Here is a 20,219-nt window from a genome sequence, read left to right on the forward strand (position 1 = left end):
CGGCTAGCGGGCGATCATGCCCTGCAGGATCAGGCCGCTGGTCAGACGGACCTGGTGTCGGTGCTGTTCGAGGTCCAGCGGTTCGCTACCGGTCAGGCGCAGCAGTTGCAGGTGCGAATAGTCGTTGAGCAGGAAGGCCGCCAGCTCGACGTCCAGATCGTCGCGCAGCTTGCCGCGTGCCTGCAGGTCGCGCAGCAGGCTGGCGATCTCGTGCTGCAGGGCCTCGTTGTGGCGCTTGTACTGTTCCGGCAGGTCGCTGCGGTCGCCGCCAAGTACATGCAGCAGCAGTTCGTGCCAGATCGGCGCGGGCAGCATGCTCAACGCATGATCCACCAGCACCTGCTCCAGGTAGCACAGTGCGTCGAGCGGGTCATCCAGCTCGGCCATGTGCTCGCGGGCGTCCTGCAAGGCGCTCTCGTCGGCCTTCTGCAGCATCTCCAGAAGGATCTCCTGCTTGGAGCCGAAGTACTTGAACACCGTGGGCGCCGAGACGCCCGCTTCCCGGGCGATCTGCTCGATGGTGGTGTTATCGAACCCCTGCCGCTCGAACAGAGCTACACCGGCGTCACCGATCGCCTTGCGGCGCATGGCTTTCTGACGTTCGCGCAGACCGCTCACTGATGTTCCTCCTCGTCCTGATGGTGTGCATCGGGAGCATAACGGAAATAGGTTTTCATAAGTAAATGTATTATTGACTAAAACATTTTATTAAGGCAATTATTATCGCACGCCTGCCGCGTGCAGGGCTTCTTAGAAGAAAGGACAGAGGTTCATGAATTCCCTCGCACATGCTCCGGTCGCCGGCCTCCTGGCTCGTCAGTACGCCGATGCTCACGACGCCCTGCAGCGCGCCCAGGCGTCGACACCCTTCATGGTCGGTTTCCCCCCGGTCGAGGCACAGCGGGTCACCTGGGACAACTGGATGCGTCCGCCTTTCAACAAATGGGGTTTTCGTCACCTGGGGCGTCTGCGCCCAAGCATCAGCGTGCCGTGCGGTGATGCTACACAGGCATTGCCCGAGGCTCTTCAGGACCTGGATGCGTTCACCTTCGCCAGCGAGTGCGGCCTGAGCGTGCGCCTGGACGAGCACCTGCTGGCCAGTCACGCCGATGGCTTCATCGTGCTGAAATCGGGGCAGGTGGTGTACGAGCGCTACTTCAACGGCCATACCGCCAATGATCGGCACATCATGTTCTCGGTGACCAAGTCGCTGATCGGTACGCTCGCCGAGCAATTGATCCATGAAGGCACGCTCGACCCCGAGCGCCTGGCTGGTGATTACGTGCCGGAGTTCGCCGGTGGCGCCTACTTCGATGCGACCGTGCGCCAGTTGCTGGATATGGCTGTGGGTATTTCCTACACCGAGCAGTACGACGACCCGGCCTCGGAAAGCTCTCAGTTCGGCTATGCCTGCGGTTTCATGCCGGCGCCGGCAGAGTTCGCCCAGTACGCCTCGCTGTACCAGTTCCTGCCATCGCTGCGTAAGTGCGGCGAGCATGGCGGGCTGTTCCACTACGTCACGGCAACCACCGAAGCACTGGCCTGGGTGATGGAGCGTGCCTGCGGGCAAGCCTGCCACGAGCGCCTGGCGCCGATCTGGACGGCGCTTGGCTGCCAGCGTGACGGTTATTTCATGGCCGATCCCTGGGGCCGTGGCGTGGCCGGTGCCGGCTTCAGCGCGACGCTGCGCGACATGGCGCGTTTCGGCCTGCTGCTGGCCAATCGCGGCCAGCATCAGGGCCAGGCGCTGCTCTCAGCTGAGGTCATCGAGGCCATCGCCGCCGGTGCCGATCCGGCGATCTACGCCCAGGACGAGGAGTTTGCCCAGTGGATGCCGGGCGCCTCGTACCGCAGCCAGTGGTACGTCTTCAACGATCACAGCCGCGCCATCGTCGCCGGTGGCATCCATGGCCAGTACCTGTTCGTCGACTTCGAGGCGGACGTGGTCATTGCCAAGCAGTCTTCGCTGCCCGAGGCGGTGGGGATCTTCGACGTCGACAACGTTCGTGCGCTGCGTGCGCTGGCCGCTCATCTACGCGACTGAGCGCGTCACCTGACAAGGAACAAGAAAAATCTGGTGGCCTGCGTAGGCAGGCCTGCCGGTTCGCAGCCGGGCGGCCTCCGTGCCTGCCGGTCTGCTTTGCAACTGCCCTGTGACACAAAAACAAATCACCCAGGAGCATTTCATGATCCGCGTTCCCCACACTCCCGCTCTGCTGGCCGTCGCCGTGCTGAGCAGCTCACAGGCCATGGCCGGCTATTCCTTCGAAGAAGGCAACCTCTCCGGCGAGGCCACGCTTACGGTCGGCGGTTCGACCGTGTCCACGCGCAACGTCAACTTCGGCGCCGGCGGCGTCGATCAGCGCAATGGCCGCAACATCGGCACCCGCGTCGACTGGCAAGAGTTCTATCTCAAGCCGGGCGTGACCCTGAAGTACGCCATCGATCCCGACTTCGACTTGATTGCCGGCGGCTCGGTGGTCTCGGCCAAGACCTTCGGCGACGGCGATGCCGGTGGCTTCAGCCGCAGTTCCGATGGCTACACCGCGATGGAGGAGGCCTACGCGGGCTTGCGTGCCGGGGAATGGACCTTCACCGCAGGCCGGCAGAATTACCTGGTCGGCAACGGCTTCATCGTCATGGATGGCAACCTCGACTCCCAGGGCGACGGCGCCTATTGGCTGGGGCCACGCAGCGCCTTCCGCGACTCGGCTGTGCTGGCCTGGGACCATGGCGCGCTCAAGGCGCAGGCCTTCAGCCTGCGCACCGATTCGCACCTGGGCGATTTCCGCCTCAACGGCGCCAATCTGGACTACAACCTGGCCGATCAGGTGACCCTCGGCGCCATGGCCATGAAGGTGGATTCGCAGACCAACACCTACGCCACGCCACTGCGCCGCGACGGTATGCAGGTCTACAACTTCCGCGCCCTGCGTGGGCAACTGCCGGGCCTCGATGCGCTGACCCTCAACGGTGAATACGCGGTGCAACGCGGCAGCGGTGACGGCATGAAGTACGATGCCAAGGCCTGGTACGCGCAGGCCGATTACACCTTCGAGTCGCTGCCGTTGACTCCGGTGCTGGGCTATCGCTACGCACTGTTTTCCGGTGACGACAACCTGGCCGACAACACCCAGCAATCCTGGGATCCCCTGAGCAAGGGCTTCACCGACTGGGGCACCTGGCTGATCGGTGATGTGATGGGCAACTACGTGTTGTTCAACACCAACCAGCGCGTGCAGCAGTTCTCGATCAAGACCCGTCTGAGCGAAACCCTCACCCTGGGCGCGATTCACTACCAATTCTGGCTGGACAAGGACAACTATCAGGGCATCGCCGTCGACGACCGTCGTTTCGCCAACGAGAACGTGGTGTACCTGGACTGGACGCCTACCGAGCGTCTGTACACTTCGCTGGCCTACAACTGGGTCGACGCCAAGTCGGCGGCCAAGCAGGTGTTCGGAGACGATGACCGCTTCACCGCGCTCGAACTCTACTTCACCTACCGTTACTAAGCCGTGCCAGGAGACATTGCGATGAAAGCACTACCTATGGTCGCTGCCATGACCCTGGCCCTGTTCGGCGCCGTTGAGGTTCAGGCCGAGCAACGCACGGTGAGGATCTACAACTGGATCGAGTACATGCCGCCTGAGATCCTCAAGGGCTTCGAGGCCGAAACCGGCATCCGCCCGGTGTATGACGTGTTCGACAGCCCTGAAACCCTGCAATCCAAGTTGCTCACGGGCAACTCGGGTTATGACGTCGCCTTTCCGGGCAGTGCGATGCTGGCCACCTTCATCGGTGCCGGTACCTTCGACAAGCTCGATCGCAGCAAGCTGCCCAACTGGAACCGTCTGGACGAAAGCTTCATGTCCGAGCTGGCAAATAGTGGCGATCCCGGCAATCAGTACGCGGTGCCTTACATGTGGGGCACCAACCTGATCGGCTACAACGTCGACAAGGTGCGCGAGGCGCTGGGCCCGGATGCGAAGCTCGATAGCTGGGACCTGATCTTCAAGCCGGAGAACCTCTCCAAGCTCGCTTCGTGCGGCGTGGGCTTCCTCGACTCGCCGAGCGATATCCTGCCCATTGCTCTGGCCTATCTCGGCCTCGATCCAAACTCCGAGAAAGCCGAGGATTATCGCAAGGCACAGGATCTGATGATGACGATCCGCCCCTACATCACCTACTTCAACTCCTCGCGCTACGGTTACGACCTGGCCAATGGCGAGATCTGCGTGGCGGTGGGCTGGTCCGGTGGCATCGAGCTGGCGCGCAAGATGGGGGTGGCGGCTGGCAAGGGCGTGAAGATCGACATGTTCCTGCCCAAGGAAGGTGCGCCGCTGTGGTCCGACGTGATGGTCATCCCCAAGGGCGCGCAGAACGTCGATGAGGCGCATGCCTTCATCAACTACCTGCTGCGTCCGGAAGTGATCGCCAAGGCCAGCAACGCTATCGGTTATCCGAACCCCAACAAGGACGCCACGGAGTTCGTCATTCCGGAGGTTCGCAACAATCCCAACATGTATATTCCGGCTGACAGGATGAGCTCACTGTATGCACTCAAGGCTCTGTCGTTGAAAGCCGAGCGTATCCGCGTGCGTACCTGGAACAGCATCCGTACCGGCAAGTGAACTGCGCCGGCGCGGCGGGCTCTGCCTACCGCGCCGGTTGCCCACGAATGAGCGCAAGAAGGAGCGGGTATGTCCGCGAGCAAGGCTTTGGGTAATACCGGTTTGAGGGTTTCGTCACTGGTGCTGGGTGGCAACGTGTTCGGCTGGACGCTGGATGCGCGCGCTTCGTGCGAGTTGCTGAGTGCAGCCTTCGAGGCCGGGATCACCACCCTGGACACGGCCGATATGTATTCCAGTTGGGTCGAGGGGCACGTCGGGGGCGAGTCCGAGCAGATCATCGGTCAGTGGCTGGCCGCCAATCCCGCTCTGCGTGATCGCCTGACCCTGTTCACCAAGGTCGGCGCCCCGATGGGTGAGGGCGGTGGGCTGTCGCGCCAGTGGATCGTGCGTGCGGTGGAGGATTCCCTGCGTCGCCTGCGCACCGATTACATCGACCTGTACTTTTCCCACTACCCCGACGAGCAGACGCCGCACGAGGAAACCCTGCGCGCCTACGAAAGCCTGATCGCCAGTGGCAAGGTGCGCGCCATCGGCGCCTCCAACTACAGCCGCGAACAGCTCGAGGCCGCCCTGGCGATTGGCGTCGACGCCGGTTTGCCGAGCTATGGCGTGCTGCAACTGGAATACAACCTGTACGACCGCAAGGACTACGAAACGCGGCTGCAGGCATACGCCCAGGCCCGTGGGCTCGGCGTGGTCAGCTATTTCAGCCTCGCTTCGGGTTTTCTCAGCGGCAAGTACCGTACGCTTGCCGATATCCGGCAAGCCGCGCGGGCCGAGGACCTGGAGCGCTATTTCAACCCGCGCGGCCAGCGCATTCTGGACGCGCTGGCACAGCTCGCCGAGCAATTCGATGCCAGCCCGGCCAGCATCGCGCTGGCCTGGCTGATGGCTCAGCCGGGCATCAGCGCACCGATCGCCAGTGCCACCAGCCTGGCGCAGTTGCGTGCGCTGCAGGCAGCCATGACGCTGGAGCTGGACGAGGCGTCGTTGCAGGTACTGCGCCAGGCCAGCGCCTGGTGAATCCAGGCTCTGTACGAAAAGTGCCTGCGCTCGGTGATGCTTCGTTACAAGCGGGCTGGAACGCCAGTCCGGTCGAATGCTCATTTACAGCTCGTAAACTCGAGTGCGGGCCCCAGTCCGCTCCCCGCTCGTTTTTTTGGGGTCGCCATCGGTATCGCCTGACCTTCGCTCGACGACTTTTCGTTCAACCCCTGGTTCGCCGCCGGCCGCACCGCGAGGCGATGCGGCTGTGTGGCGGGTCACCAGATCGGCAGGTTGTAGGTGACCATCAGGCGAGTCTGGTTTTCATCGCGGAAGGCGGCGCCGGTGGGGAAGTCGTTACGGTAGAACGACTGCCGCACGCGCAGGCCGACGCCGCGCAGCGGGCCGTCCTGGATCACGTAGCCCATTTCCCACTGGGCTTCGCGCTCCTTGCGGTCATCGACGCCAAAGGCGGCCAGCTCAATGTTGTCGCCGCGCACGTAGCGCAGGCGCGCGGTCAGGCCGGGCACGCCAGCGGCCGCGAAATCGTAGTCCCAGATGGCCTGCCACATGCGCTCCCTGGCGTTGAGGTAGTCGGAGCTCATGGTCATTTCACTGATGCCCATCAGCTCGGTGCCGGAGATGTAGGGCGTGGCGGTGTCGCCACCCTGGTGGGCGTAACCGAGGGTCCAGCGGTGGCCGTTCAGGCCGTAGGCGAATTGCAGCGACAGGTGCTGGTTGTCCACCTTGCCGGCATCGGCGCTGCCGTTCTCGCCGCTGAAGAAGGCGCGCAGATCGGTGCTCAGGGTGCCGGGGCCGAGGCTGGTCTTGTGCAGGGCGCCGAGGTAGCCCTGCTCATAGAGGTCGGCCACTTCCAGGTAGTGCGCCTTGAGCGTCAGCTCCGGGCTCAGGGCGTAGTCGCCGCCGATGAAGGCCATGTGCGAGGCGGTCGCACGGCCATTGAAGCGGCCGTTGGGCGAGGCGACGGTCATGGCCTCGTAGTCGGTGGAGTTGCGCTTGGCGATGCGGTCGACGTAGCCGCCGTGTAGGGTCAGACCGTCGATCTGCGTGGAGCTCAGGTAGCCGCCGCGAAAGGTCTGCGGCAGCAGGCGCGACGGGCTGGAGAGAGCCGACGGCAGGGCCAGGTTGAGATCACCGGCCTGCAACAGGGTCTTGTCGATCTTCATCTTTCCGGTCAGGCCAAGGCGCGAGTACTCGTCCGCTGCACGCCCGCTGCTGGGCGATACAGGCAGCAGTTCGGTGCCGCTGCGCGACGGCGAGGAATCCAGCTTCAGGCCCAGCAGGCCAGTGGCATCCAGGCCGAAGCCCACGGGGCCTTCGGTGAAACCGGACTGGAACTTGAGGATGAAGCCCTGTGCCCACTCCCGGGCTTCGGACTTGGCGCCGTCATCCTGGAAGTCGCGATCCAGGTAATAGTTGCGCAGGGTCAGGCTGGCATGACTGTCGTCGATGAAGCCCTGGGCCTGGGCGGCGCAGGATATGCCGAGGCTGCATAGAGCAATGGCATGGGGCAGGGGGCTGCGCACGAATGCAGTACGAAGAAACCGTGTAGGCATGCTCGATATCCTTATTTTTGTTGTTGTCCGGCGGATCGCCGTTGCGCACAGAGGATGAGAGTGCGCACTGGGCTTATCAAATGGCAGTGGCCGATTAACGAACGTTAAAATCATTAACTAATTCGTAATGAATTCTTTGTGGGTGATCTAACTGATTGTTTCTGAAGGGAATGAATGGCTCGAACCTGGCGTTTTGCCTGGGGGTGTTTTTTTAGTTTTGTTTGTTAATCTTCTTGCGACGAGAACTGGACCTCGTCGTCACTCCCGAACAAAAACAACAAGAGCGAGATTCCGCCATGCAAACCCCATCCAGCCGTTCCCGGCTGACCATCGTCATCTGTTTCATCGTCGCTCTGATCGAAGGGCTCGACCTGCAATCGGCCGGCATCGCCGCTGCCGGTATTCGTGCAGCCTTCAACCTGGACCCAGGGATGATGGGCTGGATGTTCAGCGCCAGCATCATCGGCCTGCTCCCCGGTGCTTTCCTCGGTGGTTACGTTGCCGATCGCATCGGCCGCAAGAAGGTGCTGGTGGCCGCCGTGGTGCTGTTCGGCATCTTTTCCCTGTGGACGGCCTATACCAGCAGCCTGTCCGGCCTGCTGGCGGCGCGCTTTCTCACCGGTCTTGGTCTGGGGGCGGCGTTACCCAACCTGATCGCCCTGTGCGCCGAGGCAGTCGAGGAACGCCAGCGCAGCACGGCTATCAGCATCATGTACTGCGGTGTTCCTCTCGGCGGCGCGGCGGCGGCGGTGATCGGCATGCTGGCCGGCGAGGCCTGGCAATGGGTGTTCATCGTCGGTGGCGTCGCGCCGCTGGCCATCGCGCCATTGATGCTGTGGCTGCTGCCGGAGTCGTCGGCATTCCACCAGCAGCAGGCGCGTGCCACGCAGGGTCGGCCGTCCACCGTGGAAGCACTGTGCGGTGATGGCCGCACGCGCATCACCTTGTCGCTGTGGATCAGCTACTTCTTCACCCTCACCGTGATGTACATGCTGCTCAACTGGTTGCCGTCGCTGCTGCTGGAGCTGGGGTTCAGCAAGCCGCAGGCCGGTACGGTGCAGATGGTCTTCAACATCGGCGGCGCCCTCGGCTCGCTGCTCGGTGGCGTGCTGCTCGACCGCTTCCAGCGCACGCCAGTGGTGCTGTGCATCTACCTCGGATTGCTGCTGGCGCTGGCCGGGATCGGCTTCTCCACCAACCTGGCGAGCATGGCAGCGGCGGGCTTCGCGGCCGGAGTCTTCGTGATGGCTGCGCAACTGGTGCTCTACGCCCTGGCGCCGGTCTATTACCCGACGCAGGTGCGGGCTACCGGCGTGGGCGCCGCAGTGGCCGTCGGCCGCCTGGGGTCGGTGAGTGGGCCGCTGGCCGCCGGGCACATCCTGGCCGCTGGCGCCGGCACGGCCGGGGTGCTGATGGCGGCCGCGCCGGGGCTGCTGGTGGCTGCCCTGGTGGTGGTCGCGATGGGCAGCCGCGAGCGCCGCGCGGCGGCCCCGGCCTGAGGTTCGCGCTGGTTGATCCGGTCGCCGCTCGTGATTTCTAGTTAATCAGCATAATCATGTCGTTGATGTTGCTGTATCCATCGACTTCATCGGTGCGGTGATCGAACGTTTCGCGCAAATAGTTAATTGACATAACTATTTACGCGGCCTACCTTGAGCTCATCTACCCAACACATGCAGGACACCCCCATGAGCAAGTACGAAGCACGCTGGCAAACCGTCAAGGTCGAAGTCGAAGAGGGCATCGGCTGGGTCATCCTCAATCGTCCGGAAAAACGCAACGCCATGAGCCCGACCCTCAACCGCGAGATGGTCGATGTGCTGGAAACCCTGGAGCAGGACGCCGATGTCGGCGTGCTGGTGCTGACCGGCGCAGGCGAGTCGTGGACTGCGGGCATGGATCTGAAGGAGTACTTCCGTGAAGTCGACGCCGGCCCGGAGATCCTTCAGGAGAAGATTCGCCGCGAGGCCTCGACCTGGCAGTGGAAGCTGCTGCGCATGTACGCCAAGCCGACCATCGCCATGGTCAACGGTTGGTGCTTCGGCGGTGGTTTTAGCCCGTTGGTGGCGTGCGACCTGGCCATCTGCGCCGACGAGGCCACCTTCGGCCTGTCGGAAATCAACTGGGGCATCCCACCGGGCAACCTGGTGAGCAAGGCCATGGCCGACACCGTGGGCCATCGCCAGTCGCTGTACTACATCATGACCGGCAAGACCTTTGGCGGGCCGAAGGCCGCCGAGATGGGCCTGGTCAACGAAAGCGTGCCGCTGGCGCAACTGCGCGAGACCACCATCGAACTGGCGCGTAACCTGCTGGAGAAGAACCCGGTGGTGATGCGCGCGGCGAAGATCGGCTTCAAGCGCTGCCGCGAGCTGACCTGGGAGCAGAACGAAGACTACCTGTACGCCAAGCTGGATCAGTCGCGCCTGCTGGACAAGGAAGGTGGTCGCGAGCAGGGCATGAAGCAGTTCCTTGATGACAAGAGCATCAAGCCGGGCCTGCAGGCCTACAAACGCTGAGCTGTGCCAGGGGCGGTCGTGCCCGCCCCCCGTATAACAATCACAAGATGGAGCCAGACCATGTTCGAAGTGCCTTTGCTGATCGCCGGGCAGGCGCGCCCGGCTACGGGCGGCGCAGTGTTCGAGCGCCGTAGTCCCTTCACCGGCGAGACCGTCAGTCGTGTGGCCGCCGCCACCCTGGAAGATGCCGATGCCGCTGTGGCTGCCGCGCAGGCGGCCTTTCCGGCCTGGGCCGCGCTGGGGCCGGGCGAGCGCCGTGCGCGCCTGCTGGAGGCCGCCCGCTTACTGGAGGCCAACCGCGACCGTTTCATGGCCATGGCCGTGGAAACCGGCGCCACCGCCGACTGGTACGGCTTCAACGTCAAGCTGGCGGCCAACATGCTGCGCGATGCCGCTGGCATGACCACGCAGATCAAGGGCGAGGTGATTCCCTCCGACGTACCGGGTAGCTTCGCCATGGCGCTGCGTCAGCCCTGCGGCGTGGTGCTGGGCATCGCCCCGTGGAACGCGCCGATCATCCTTGGCACCCGCGCTCTGGCCATGCCCCTGGCCTGCGGCAATACCGTGGTGCTCAAGGCTTCGGAGAACAGCCCGGCGGTACACGCGCTGATCGGCGAGGTGCTGCAGCAGGCCGGTCTTGGCGATGGCGTGGTCAACGTCATCAGCAACGCACCGGCCGATGCTGCCGCCATCGTCGAGCGGCTGGTGGCCAATCCGGCGGTGCGCCGCGTCAACTTCACTGGCTCCACCCATGTCGGGCGCATCATCGGCCAGCTTGCGGCGAAACACCTGAAACCGGCGGTGCTGGAGCTGGGCGGCAAGGCGCCGCTGCTGGTGCTGGACGATGCCGACCTGGATCAGGCCGTGGCCGCCTCGGCCTTCGGCGCCTACTTCAACCAGGGGCAGATCTGCATGTCCACTGAGCGCCTGGTGGTCGACGAGCGCATCGCCGACGACTTCGCCGCGCGCCTGGCCGCCAAGGTCGCCACGCTCAAGGCCGGCTTGCCAGGTGAGGCCGTGCTTGGTTCGCTGATCGACGCCGCCGCTGGCGAGCGCATCATGAGCCTGGTGCAGGACGCGCTGGACAAGGGCGCCGTGCTGCTGGCCGGCGGACAGATCGACGGCAGCGTGATGCAGCCGGTGCTGCTCGACCGCGTCACCCCGGCCATGCGCCTGTACCGCGAGGAGTCGTTCGGCCCGGTGGCGGTGATCCTGCGAGGGCGGGGCGACGAAGAGCTGCTGCGCCTGGCCAACGATTCGGAGTTCGGCCTGTCCTCGGCGATCTTCAGCCGTGATGTGTCGCGTGCGTTGAATCTGGCACAGCGGGTGGAGTCGGGCATCTGTCATATCAACGGACCGACCGTGCACGACGAGGCGCCGATGCCTTTCGGCGGGGTGAAGTCCAGCGGCTACGGCAGCTTCGGCTCCAGCGCGAGCATCGAGCACTTCACCCAGCTGCGTTGGGTGACGCTGCAGAATGGCCCGCGCCACTACCCGATCTGAACGTTCGGAAACGCCTTGCATAGCTCCAGCCCGTGAGTCTTTGAGCGGGCTGTGAGCGCCCCGAATCGAGTTTGCCGGAAAGCCCCGGCGTCGCGTCGTGCCCGAACGGGCAGGACCGGAGGTGATAACAAGTGAACAATGCACCCTCCCAATCGCTCGCTGCCCGCTATCGTCCGGTGGCCCTGGGCTCGCCGGATGTGCACATCGAGGAACGTGCCGGTAGCGTCTATCTCAACGCGCGAGAGCCGCTGAGCGAATTGCCGCCACGCCTGCTCGACCGCCTGCTGCACTGGGCCGAAGTGCGCGGTGAGCACACCTTCGTCGCCCGTCGTGGCGGTGATGGGCAATGGCAGCGCATCAGCTACCGCGAGATGCTGGCGCGCGTGCGCTGCATCGCCGCGCACCTGCTCGAACATGACCTGAGCCCGGAACGCCCGCTGGTGATCCTCTCCGGTAATGACCTGGAACACCTGCAACTGGCGCTGGCCGCCCTGTACATCGGCGTGCCCTATTGCCCGGTGTCGCCGGCCTATTCCACCGTGGCCCGCGACTACGCCAAGCTGCAGCACATCTTCGACCTGCTGCGCCCGGGCCTGGTGATGGCCGCCGATGGCGCCGCCTTCAGCCGCGCCATCGAGGCCGTGGTGCCGGCCGACATGCCCCTGCTGCTGGTGCAGGGCGAGGTGGCGGGGCGTGCTGCCCAGCGCTTCGATGAATTACTGGCGCCGCGCGACCCGGCTGCCGCCGACGCCGCCTTCGCCCGCACCGGGCCGGACAGCATCGCCAAGTTCCTCTTCACCAGTGGCTCGACCAAGCTGCCCAAAGCCGTGGTGACCACCCAGCGCATGCTCTGCGCCAACCAGCAGATGCTGTTGCAGACCTTCCCGGTATTCGGTGAGGAGCCGCCGGTGCTGGTGGACTGGCTGCCGTGGAATCACACCTTCGGCGGCAGCCACAACGTCGGCATCGTGCTGTACAACGGCGGCAGCCTGTACCTCGACGATGGCCGGCCGACGCCGCAACTGTTCGGCGAGACGCTGCGCAACCTCAAGGACATCTCGCCCACCGCCTACCTCACCGTGCCCAAGGGCTGGGAGGAACTGGTGGCGGCGCTGGAGCAGGATGGCGAGTTGCGCGAGCGTTTTTTCGCGCGCATGAAGCTGTTCTTCTTCGCCGGCGCCGGCCTCAGTCAGCCGATCTGGGATCGCCTCGACCGGGTCGCCGAGCAGCACTGCGGCGAGCGCATCCGCATGATGGCTGGCCTGGGCATGACCGAGACGGCGCCGTCCTGCACCTTCACCACCGGGCCGCTGTCGCTGGCCGGCTATGTCGGCCTGCCGGCGCCGGGTTGCGAGGTCAAGCTGACGCCGGTCGACGGCAAGCTGGAGGCGCGCTTCCGTGGCCCGCATGTGATGCCCGGTTACTGGCGCCAGGCCGAACTCAACGACGAGGCCTTCGACGAGGAAGGTTACTACCGTACCGGCGATGCCCTGCGCTTTGCCGATGCGCAGAACCCGCATTGGGGGCTGATGTTCGACGGGCGTATCGCTGAGGACTTCAAGCTCAGCACCGGCGTATTCGTCAGCGTCGGGCCACTGCGTACCCGCGTCATCCTGCAGGGCTCGCCCTATGTGCAGGACGCGGTGGTTACCGGGCCGGATCGTCAGCGTATCGGCCTGCTGGTGTTCCCCAGCGTACCGGCCTGCCGCGCCCTGGCCGGGCTGGCGAGCGATGCCAGCGTCGAAGCGGTACTGGCCGCCGAGCCCGTGCGGCAGTGGCTGGCCGGGCTGCTGGAAGAGCTCAACCGGGAAGCCACCGGGCTGGCCTCGCACATCGCCTGGGCCTGCCTGATGAGTGAGGCGCCGAGCCTGGACGCCGGCGAGATCACCGACAAAGGCTCGCTCAACCAGCGTGCTGTACTCAGCCGCCGCGCCGAGCTGATCGAGCGCCTCTACGCCGACCCAGCCGCGCACTGCGTAATGGCGCAGGCGCGGCCATGAAGGGCCAGTTCGAGGCCTTCGAGCAGGTGGCACTGCTGGCCGCCGCGCGCACGCCCTGGATCAACTACTGCGGGCCACTGGCCCAGGTGTCGCCCATCGACCTGGGCATCCATGTCGCCCGCGCCGTGCTGGCGCGCGCCGGCATTGGTGGCGAGCAGGTCGACAGCGTGCTGGCCGGCAGCATGGCCCAGGCCAGTTTCGATGCCTACATGCTGCCCCGGCATATCGGCCTGTACGCTGGTGTGCCGATCGAGGTACCGGCGCTGGCGGTGCAGCGCATCTGCGGTACCGGCCTGGAGCTGCTGCGCCAGGCCGGCAACCAGCTCGAACGCGGCAGCACCAGCCTGGCGCTGTGCGTGGCGGCAGAGTCGATGTCGCGCAATCCCATCGCCAGCTACGAGCATCGGGGTGGCTTTCGCCTCGGCGCACCGGTGGGCTTCAAGGATTTTCTCTGGGAGGCGCTGCTCGATCCGGCCATTGCCCAGACCATGATCGACACCGCGCAGAACCTCGCCCAGCGCTATGGCCTGCGCCGCGAGGAAGTGGACGCCTTCGCTCTGGGCAGCTTCGACAAGGCGCTGGCGGCGCAGGCCGAGGGCTGGTTCGACGCCGAGATCGCGCCAGTGGCCAGTAGCCGTTTCGAGCTGGCCGGCTATCAGCCGCGGCACCTCAAGCTACCGCGCAAGATCAACGATCTGCAGCGTGACAGCCATCCCCGGCAGACCAGTGCCGAGGCCCTGGCGGCGCTCTCGCCAGTCAGCGCTGGCTCGGTGCAGACCGCCGGCAACAGCTGCGCGCTGGTCGATGGCGCCGCTGCCATTTTGGTGGGCGATGCCCGAAGCGCTGAGTCGCCCTTGGCGCTGCTGCGCGCCAGCGCGGTGGTTGGTGTGCCGCCGGAGATCATGGGCATCGGCCCGGCCCCGGCGATCCGTCTGCTGCTCGACGGTGCCGGCCTGACCTTGGACGCCATCGACAGCCTGGAGATCAACGAAGCCCAGGGCGCCCAGGTGCTGGCGGTGCAGCGCGAGCTGGAGCTGGATGCGGCGCGCCTGAACCGCCATGGCGGCGCCATTGCCCTCGGCCACCCACTGGCCGCCACTGGCTTGCGCCTGGCGCACAGCGTTGCCCGCCAACTGGCGGCGCGTGGCACCCGCTACGGCATCGCCGCTGCCTGCATTGGCGGCGGTCAGGGCATGGCTCTGCTACTGGAAAACCCTGCCCATCGTTGAAGGATTCACCTATGACGCACTACCGTGCCCCGCTGGATGACATGCGCTTCGTCATCGAACACTGGCTGGACGCTGAACAGGACTGGGCGCGGCTGCCGGCTTTCGCCGAGCTGGATCATGGCCTGGCCGCCCAGGTGCTGGAGCAGGCCGCGCGCTTCGCCGAGGATCGCCTGGCGCCGTTGAACACCCCCGGCGACCGCCAGGGCTGCCGTTTGCACAATGGCCGGGTGATCACCCCGGACGGTTTCGCCGATGCTTACCAAGCCTTCGTCGACGGTGGCTGGCCGTCGCTGGCCTGCGCCCCCGAGTACGGCGGCCAGGGCCTGCCGCAGTTGCTCAACGTCGGTGTGCTGGAAATGCTCTACGCCGCCAACCATGCCTGGGCCATGTACCCGGGCATCGCCCACGGCGCCTACGAGGTGCTGCGCCGTTTCGCCAGCGCAGAGCTTCAGACTGCCTGGTTGCCAGGACTCGTGGACGGCACCTGCGTGCCCACCATGTGCCTGACCGAACCCCAGGCCGGTAGCGACGTCGGCCTGCTGCGCTGCCGCGCCGAACCGGCAGAGGCGGGCAGCTACCGCCTGCACGGCAGCAAGTTGTTCATCTCCGGTGGCGACCACGACCTGGGTGAGAGCATCGTCCACCTGGTGCTGGCGCGCCTGCCTGATGCACCCACCGGCACTCGTGGCATCTCGCTGTTTCTGGTGCCGCGGGAGCTGGACGGGCAGGCCAACGGGGTGTTCTGCGATGGCCTCGAACACAAGCTCGGCATCCGTGGCAGCGCCACTTGTAGCCTGCGCTTCGAGGGCGCGCGAGGCTGGCTGCTGGGTGAGTCGAACCAGGGCCTGGCGGCGATGTTCGTGATGATGAATGGCGCGCGCCTGCACGTTGGTTTGCAAGGGCTGGGGCACGCCGAGTTTGCCCGTCAGCAGGCCAGCGCCTACGCCGCCGAACGCCGGCAGATGCGCGCCGTGCCGCGCCCGGCCGGGGCCAGTGGCGAGGCTGATGCCATCGCCGCACACCCGGCCATGCAGCGCATTCTGCAGAGCCTGGAGGTACAGACTCAGGGCATGCGCATGCTGGGCTACTGGGCCGCGCACCTGCTGGACATCGCCGAGCAGGCGGTGGACGAGCAGCAACGCGACGAGGCCGAGGCTCTGGCGTCGCTGCTGACGCCGGTGGTCAAGGCCAGCTTCACCGAGCAGGGCTTCCAGCTCGCCAGCCAGGCGCTGCAGGTGTTCGGCGGCTACGGCTATTGCAGCGAATACCCCATCGAGCAGACCTTGCGCGACAGCCGCATCGCCATGATTTACGAAGGCACCAACGAGATTCAGGCCAACGACCTGCTGCTGCGCAAGCTGTTGCCTGTCGCTGCGCCTGGTGTGCCGATACTGCTGCGGCAGGTCACTGGGGAATGCCAGCGCGCCGAAGGATCTTCCCTGCAGGCGCAGGCCGAAGCGTTGGCCGAGCTGCTGGACGAGTGGCAGGGCGCGCTGGCGCAACTGCGCGAAAGCCAGGACAGTGCGCCGCAGCGCCCCTACGAGGCCGCCGTGGACATGCTGCAGGTGACCGCCTGGCTGTTGCTCGGTTACGCCTGGTTGCGTGCGGCGCGTATCAGCCGTGAGCGTGGGCTGGGGGAGGCGCGTGAGGTCGCTGCGCGGTTCTTCTTCCGCCGCCTGTTTCCGGAGGCCTGGCATCGCCTTTACCTGGCCCTGGACTGAGGGCGACGGCGGTGGATCGAGAAGCGATCCACCGCCTGCCTCGTTACTCCACGGCCTCGTACGGCAGGCCAACGTAGTTTTCGGCGATGGTGCGGCGTCCGGCCTCGGAGCCGACGAAGTAGTCCAGTTCGGTCTGCTGCATGCGCTGGCTGAAAGCGTCGGTGTCGGGGAAGCGGTGCAGCATCGAGGTCATCCACCAGGAGAAGCGCTCGGCCTTCCAGATGCGCCGCAGGCAGATTTCCGAGTATTTCTCCAGCAGCTCCGTGCGGCCTTCGCGGTGCACCTTGAGCAGGATGCGGTACAGCGTGTTGACGTCGCTGGCGGCCAGGTTCAGGCCCTTGGCGCCGGTGGGCGGAACGATGTGCGCGGCGTCGCCGACGAGGAACAGATGACCATACTGCATGGGCTCGACCACGAAGCTGCGCAGCGGCGCGATGCTCTTCTCGATGGACGGGCCGGTGACCAGCTTGGCCGCGGTCTGCGTTGGCAGGCGGCGTTTGAGTTCGTCCCAGAAACGCTCGTCCGACCAGTCCTCGACCTTCTCTTCGCTGCTGACCTGCACGTAATAGCGGGTGCGTGTCGGCGAACGCATGCTGCACAGGGCGAAACCGCGTTCGTGGTTGGCGTAGATCAGCTCCTCGTGAACCGGTGGAGTATCGGCCAGCACGCCGAGCCAGCCGAAGGGGTAGACCCGTTCGAACTCCTTGAGCACGCCGTCGGGAATGGATTGGCGCGATACGCCGTGGAAGCCGTCGCAGCCGGCTATCTGCTGGCAATCCAGGCGCATGCGCTGGCCTGCGTGGACGAAGGTGACATAGGGCTGCTCGCCCTTGAGCGTGTGCAGCTCGACTTCGCTGGCGTTGTAGAAGCTCGGCGCGCCGCTGGCCACGCGGGCGTCCATGAGGTCGCGGGTGACTTCGGTCTGGCCGTAGACCATCACCGTCTTGCCGCCGGTCAGGCCGCGCAGGTCGATGCGTTCAAGGCGGTCATCGAAGGCCAGCTCGAAGCCATCGTGGACCAGGCCTTCACGATCCATGCGCGCACTGACGCCGGCTTCACGCAGCAGGTCGACCATGCCCTGTTCGAGCACGCCGGCGCGGATGCGGCCGAGCACGTAGTCCGGGCTCTGGCGTTCGATGATGACGTTGTCGATGCCGGCCTTGTGCAGCAACTGGCCGAGCAGCAGGCCGGACGGACCGGCACCGATGATTGCAACTTGGGTGTTCATTGTTGTTATCCCTTGGGTGACAGCCGTATGCAAGGCACTGAGGCTGGAAGCAGTATTTTTGATGCGTCGGCATGGCGTATGAAGGCACTATCTGCTTGGTTAGTTGGACTTTTCGAGGATCGCTCATGACCGGCCAGGTTCCCGTGTTCAAACTCTATGGCGAGGATCGCGCCTGGCCGACGCCGGACCTGATCCACTGCGAATCGATCGCCGAGCGCAGCCGCCTGCACGGCTGGGAAATCAGTGCTCACCTGCACAGTGACCTGCTGCAGGTGCTGTACATCCAGAGCGGACACGCCGAGGTGGAGATCGACGGTCAGGCGCGGGTGCTCGATCAGTCGGCGGTGCAGGTGGTACCGGCGCTGTGCGTGCATGCCTTTCGCTTTTCCGAGGACATTCAGGGCCACGTGCTGACCCTGGCCCAGCCGCTGGTCGAGCACCTCGGCACCGCCCTGGAAAGGCCGCCCTTGAGTCAGCCGGTCTGTTATCTGGTCACGGACCAGCGGCCGCGTCTGGACATGCTGTTCGCGACCCTGGCCCATGAGTACGGGCAGCACGAGGCCGGGCGCGAACTGATGCTGCAGTCACTGATCAGTGCGCTGCTGGTGTGGTTGGCGCGTCAGGCTCTGGCTGGCGAGCGCGCCGAGGCGTTCATCAATGATCGCGGGCGCAATCATTTGCGCCGCTTGCAGGGGCTGGTCGAGCAGCACTATCGCGAGCATCGCCCGCTGGACTGGTATGCCTCGCAACTGGGCCTGAGCGTGGCCCACCTCAACAGCCTGTGCCGGCGCCTGGCCGGGCAGTCCGGCCTGCAGCTGATCCACCAGCGGCTGATGCTCGAAGCCAAGCGCAACCTGGTCTACACCTCGATGACCATTGCCCAGGTGGCCGACAGCCTGGGTTTTTCCGAGGCCGCCTATTTCTCGCGGTTCTTCCGGCGCGGTACGGGCATCTCGCCCAGAGATTTCCGCAATCAGCGATGACAGGCCCGCTTCTCATCAGGTCCTGCGTCGTTTGCAGCGGTTTCCGCAGGACGTGGTGCTGGCTTTTGTCTGGCTCACGCCGGGCCTCAGGCCGCTGCAAAGCGCTCGACCAGCCAGTCGACGAAGACCCTGACCCGCTTGGACATGACCCGATTGCGCGGATAGAACACCGATATCGGCATCGGTGGCGGCGGGCTGTCCGTCATGATCTCGCATAGCAGGCCCTGCTCGATCTGCGCCGCCACTCGGTAGCGTGGCACCTGGATCAGACCAAGCCCGGCGATGGCCGAGGCCGCGTAGATTTCTGCGCCGACGACGGTGACCGAGCCGGGTATTTCGACCTGCGTTACCTGGCCTTTGCAGGTGAACTCGAAGGGGTAGCAACGCGCGGCGGTCTTCGGGTGGTAGTTCACTGCTCGGTGGTTGACCAGATCATCGATGCCTTGCGGTGTACCGAACTGGCGCAGATACCCGGGGCTGGCGCAGGTGACCTGGGGCAGGTCGGCCAGGCGCCGGCTGATCAGTGAGGAGTCGCTCGGCGTGCCGGTGCGCAGTACGCAGTCGACGCCTTCTTCGATCAGGTCGACGAGCCTGTCCGATTCACTGAGGTTCAGCGTGATGTCGGGGTAGCGGGCAAGAAACTCGGGCAGTGCCGGGATGACGAAGAACTTCGCCAGCGTGCCATGCATGTCCACTCGCAGGCGACCACTGGGGGCGCCGCTGCGGAAGGCTTGAGCCGCTTCCTCAAGTTCGCTGAGCAACTGTACGCAGCGCCCGTAGTAGGCTTCGCCGTCCTCGGTGGGGCGGACCCGGCGCGTGCTGCGCTGCAGCAAGCGGGTGCCCAGCCAGGCCTCTAGCTGGTTCATGGTGTGAGTGAGCGTGGCGCGAGGCATTTCCAGGTCTTCGGCTGCGCGGGTGAAGCTGCCGCGCTCGTAGATGCGTGCAAACACCTTCATGGCTTTTACCTGATCCACTGCGCACTCCTATTGTTTATGGTTTTTGAATAGTAAAGGCAATTTTGGCGTATTTATCTGGATTCATGCTCATGTGAGCCTGTGCTGGTCAATTTCTTCCAGCGAGAGGTTCAGCATGAGCACGATCCAGAAAGTCGCCATCATTACCGGCGCGTCCCGAGGCATAGGGGCTGCGCTGGCCAGGCGTCTCGCCAGTGACGGCATGGCGGTGGTCGTCAACTATTCCAGCAGTGCCGCCGAGGCCGACGCCCTGGTAGCGGATATCTGCGAACAGGGCGGCCATGCCATCGCCTTGCAGGCCGACGTGGCCAATGCGCAGCAGGTACGGCAGCTGTTCCAGGAAACCGAGCGGCGGCTGGGCAAGGTCGACGTGTTGGTCAACAACGCGGGTATCTTCAAGGCGCTGCCAGTGGCGGACACCGACGATGCGCTTTTCGAACGGACCATGGCCGTGAATCTTGCAGGCGTCTTCAACACGCTGCGTGAGGCCAGCGCACGGTTGAATGCCGGTGGGCGCATCATCAACTTCTCCACATCGGTGCTCGGGCTGAACCTGCCAGGCTACGCCCTGTATGGCGCGAGCAAGGCGGCGGTGGAGACACTGACGCGTGTCTTCGCCAAGGAGATGCGTGGCCGTCACGTCACGGTCAATGCCGTCGCGCCGGGCCCGGTGGCGACCGAGCTGTTTCTGAGTGGCAAGAGCGAGGAGCAGATCGAGCACTTCGCCAAGATGCCGCCGCTGGAGCGTCTGGGCCAGCCGCAAGACATCGCGGCGGTGGTGTCGTTTCTGGCCGGGCCGGATGCGGCCTGGGTCAATGGCCAGGTATTGCGCGCCAATGGCGGGTTGGTCTGAGGCGAGCGTGCTGC

The 20,219-nt window shown here is 65.1% G+C and carries 16 protein-coding genes; 12 read left to right on the forward strand and 4 right to left on the reverse strand.

From position 1 onward, the window contains the following. Nucleotides 1-3: 3 nt before the first annotated feature. Nucleotides 4-618, reverse strand: coding sequence for a TetR/AcrR family transcriptional regulator (locus tag ACN8M7_RS25145; RefSeq protein ID WP_490262557.1), 615 nt, complete (start codon nt 616-618; stop codon nt 4-6). A 154-nt stretch (nt 619-772) separates the two neighbouring features. On the opposite strand from ACN8M7_RS25145, the gene ACN8M7_RS25150 reads away from it, so the two are divergent. From ACN8M7_RS25150 to ACN8M7_RS25165, 4 genes are all read left to right on the forward strand, one after another. Next, on the forward strand, nt 773-2,044 hold the full coding sequence (locus tag ACN8M7_RS25150; RefSeq protein ID WP_490262558.1) for a serine hydrolase domain-containing protein: 1,272 nt from the start codon (nt 773-775) through the stop codon (nt 2,042-2,044). A gap of 142 nt (nt 2,045-2,186) precedes the next feature. Beyond that, nucleotides 2,187-3,515, forward strand: a complete 1,329-nt coding sequence (locus tag ACN8M7_RS25155) for an alginate export family protein (protein ID WP_490262559.1) — start codon at nt 2,187-2,189, stop codon at nt 3,513-3,515. A gap of 36 nt (nt 3,516-3,551) precedes the next feature. After that, nucleotides 3,552-4,634: a polyamine ABC transporter substrate-binding protein gene (locus tag ACN8M7_RS25160; protein ID WP_490262572.1), complete on the forward strand. Its 1,083-nt coding sequence runs from the start codon at nt 3,552-3,554 to the stop codon at nt 4,632-4,634. A 69-nt stretch (nt 4,635-4,703) separates the two neighbouring features. Next, nucleotides 4,704-5,657, forward strand: a complete 954-nt coding sequence (locus ACN8M7_RS25165) for an aldo/keto reductase (protein ID WP_061238266.1) — start codon at nt 4,704-4,706, stop codon at nt 5,655-5,657. A gap of 239 nt (nt 5,658-5,896) precedes the next feature. On the opposite strand, the gene ACN8M7_RS25170 is transcribed toward ACN8M7_RS25165, so the two are convergent. Further along, nucleotides 5,897-7,195, reverse strand: coding sequence for an OprD family porin (locus tag ACN8M7_RS25170; protein ID WP_490262560.1), 1,299 nt, complete (start codon nt 7,193-7,195; stop codon nt 5,897-5,899). A gap of 296 nt (nt 7,196-7,491) precedes the next feature. Here ACN8M7_RS25170 and mhpT point away from each other — a divergent pair, with 296 nt between their 5' ends. The 6 genes from mhpT to ACN8M7_RS25200 all read left to right on the forward strand — a co-directional run bounded on the left by mhpT (nt 7,492) and on the right by ACN8M7_RS25200 (nt 16,167). Continuing rightward, nucleotides 7,492-8,694, forward strand: coding sequence for a 3-(3-hydroxy-phenyl)propionate transporter MhpT (mhpT, locus tag ACN8M7_RS25175; protein ID WP_490262561.1), 1,203 nt, complete (start codon nt 7,492-7,494; stop codon nt 8,692-8,694). A 189-nt stretch (nt 8,695-8,883) separates the two neighbouring features. Next, on the forward strand, nt 8,884-9,714 hold the full coding sequence (locus tag ACN8M7_RS25180) for a p-hydroxycinnamoyl CoA hydratase/lyase (protein ID WP_061238269.1): 831 nt from the start codon (nt 8,884-8,886) through the stop codon (nt 9,712-9,714). Between the two features lie 60 nt (nt 9,715-9,774). Next, the gene (locus ACN8M7_RS25185) at nt 9,775-11,217 is read left to right on the forward strand and encodes an aldehyde dehydrogenase (protein WP_490262562.1); all 1,443 of its coding nucleotides are present in this window, start codon (nt 9,775-9,777) and stop codon (nt 11,215-11,217) included. A 131-nt stretch (nt 11,218-11,348) separates the two neighbouring features. Next, nucleotides 11,349-13,217, forward strand: coding sequence for a feruloyl-CoA synthase (locus ACN8M7_RS25190; RefSeq protein ID WP_490262563.1), 1,869 nt, complete (start codon nt 11,349-11,351; stop codon nt 13,215-13,217). After that, nucleotides 13,214-14,446, forward strand: a complete 1,233-nt coding sequence (locus tag ACN8M7_RS25195; RefSeq protein ID WP_490262564.1) for a thiolase family protein — start codon at nt 13,214-13,216, stop codon at nt 14,444-14,446. The genes ACN8M7_RS25190 and ACN8M7_RS25195 overlap by 4 nt, the downstream gene beginning before the upstream one ends. A gap of 11 nt (nt 14,447-14,457) precedes the next feature. Beyond that, entirely contained in the window at nt 14,458-16,167 is a 1,710-nt protein-coding gene (locus ACN8M7_RS25200) for an acyl-CoA dehydrogenase (RefSeq protein ID WP_490262565.1), read from the forward strand. Between the two features lie 43 nt (nt 16,168-16,210). Here the strand turns inward: ACN8M7_RS25200 and pobA are convergent, their stop codons facing one another. Continuing rightward, nucleotides 16,211-17,395 (reverse strand): 4-hydroxybenzoate 3-monooxygenase, encoded by a 1,185-nt coding sequence (gene pobA, locus ACN8M7_RS25205; RefSeq protein WP_490262566.1) that lies wholly within the window; start codon nt 17,393-17,395, stop codon nt 16,211-16,213. Between the two features lie 125 nt (nt 17,396-17,520). On the opposite strand from pobA, the gene ACN8M7_RS25210 reads away from it, so the two are divergent. After that, nucleotides 17,521-18,378, forward strand: a complete 858-nt coding sequence (locus ACN8M7_RS25210; RefSeq protein WP_061238275.1) for a helix-turn-helix domain-containing protein — start codon at nt 17,521-17,523, stop codon at nt 18,376-18,378. Between the two features lie 86 nt (nt 18,379-18,464). On the opposite strand, the gene ACN8M7_RS25215 is transcribed toward ACN8M7_RS25210, so the two are convergent. Then, nucleotides 18,465-19,352 carry a LysR family transcriptional regulator gene (locus ACN8M7_RS25215; RefSeq protein ID WP_490262567.1) on the reverse strand — a complete coding sequence of 296 codons (888 nt, stop codon included), beginning with the start codon at nt 19,350-19,352 and terminating at the stop codon, nt 18,465-18,467. Between the two features lie 115 nt (nt 19,353-19,467). Here ACN8M7_RS25215 and ACN8M7_RS25220 point away from each other — a divergent pair, with 115 nt between their 5' ends. Beyond that, on the forward strand, nt 19,468-20,205 hold the full coding sequence (locus ACN8M7_RS25220; RefSeq protein ID WP_490262568.1) for an SDR family oxidoreductase: 738 nt from the start codon (nt 19,468-19,470) through the stop codon (nt 20,203-20,205). Nucleotides 20,206-20,219: the final 14 nt, after the last annotated feature.

The organism is Pseudomonas spartinae (genome assembly GCF_965197125.1).
Taxonomy (GTDB): domain Bacteria; phylum Pseudomonadota; class Gammaproteobacteria; order Pseudomonadales; family Pseudomonadaceae; genus Aquipseudomonas; species Aquipseudomonas composti_A.

Bases quoted from the DNA above. Each gene is read 5' to 3' on its own strand.
- ACN8M7_RS25195 (WP_490262564.1), top strand. From the start codon at position 13,214: ATGAAGGGCCAGTTCGAGGCCTTCGAGCAGGTGGCACTGCTGGCCGCC.
- ACN8M7_RS25155 (WP_490262559.1), top strand. From the start codon at position 2,187: ATGATCCGCGTTCCCCACACTCCCGCTCTGCTGGCCGTCGCCGTGCTG.
- mhpT (WP_490262561.1), top strand. From the start codon at position 7,492: ATGCAAACCCCATCCAGCCGTTCCCGGCTGACCATCGTCATCTGTTTC.
- ACN8M7_RS25210 (WP_061238275.1), top strand. From the start codon at position 17,521: ATGACCGGCCAGGTTCCCGTGTTCAAACTCTATGGCGAGGATCGCGCC.
- ACN8M7_RS25180 (WP_061238269.1), top strand. From the start codon at position 8,884: ATGAGCAAGTACGAAGCACGCTGGCAAACCGTCAAGGTCGAAGTCGAA.
- pobA (WP_490262566.1), bottom strand. From the start codon at position 17,395: ATGAACACCCAAGTTGCAATCATCGGTGCCGGTCCGTCCGGCCTGCTG.
- ACN8M7_RS25200 (WP_490262565.1), top strand. From the start codon at position 14,458: ATGACGCACTACCGTGCCCCGCTGGATGACATGCGCTTCGTCATCGAA.
- ACN8M7_RS25150 (WP_490262558.1), top strand. From the start codon at position 773: ATGAATTCCCTCGCACATGCTCCGGTCGCCGGCCTCCTGGCTCGTCAG.
- ACN8M7_RS25170 (WP_490262560.1), bottom strand. From the start codon at position 7,195: ATGCCTACACGGTTTCTTCGTACTGCATTCGTGCGCAGCCCCCTGCCC.
- ACN8M7_RS25220 (WP_490262568.1), top strand. From the start codon at position 19,468: ATGAGCACGATCCAGAAAGTCGCCATCATTACCGGCGCGTCCCGAGGC.
- ACN8M7_RS25165 (WP_061238266.1), top strand. From the start codon at position 4,704: ATGTCCGCGAGCAAGGCTTTGGGTAATACCGGTTTGAGGGTTTCGTCA.
- ACN8M7_RS25160 (WP_490262572.1), top strand. From the start codon at position 3,552: ATGGTCGCTGCCATGACCCTGGCCCTGTTCGGCGCCGTTGAGGTTCAG.
- ACN8M7_RS25185 (WP_490262562.1), top strand. From the start codon at position 9,775: ATGTTCGAAGTGCCTTTGCTGATCGCCGGGCAGGCGCGCCCGGCTACG.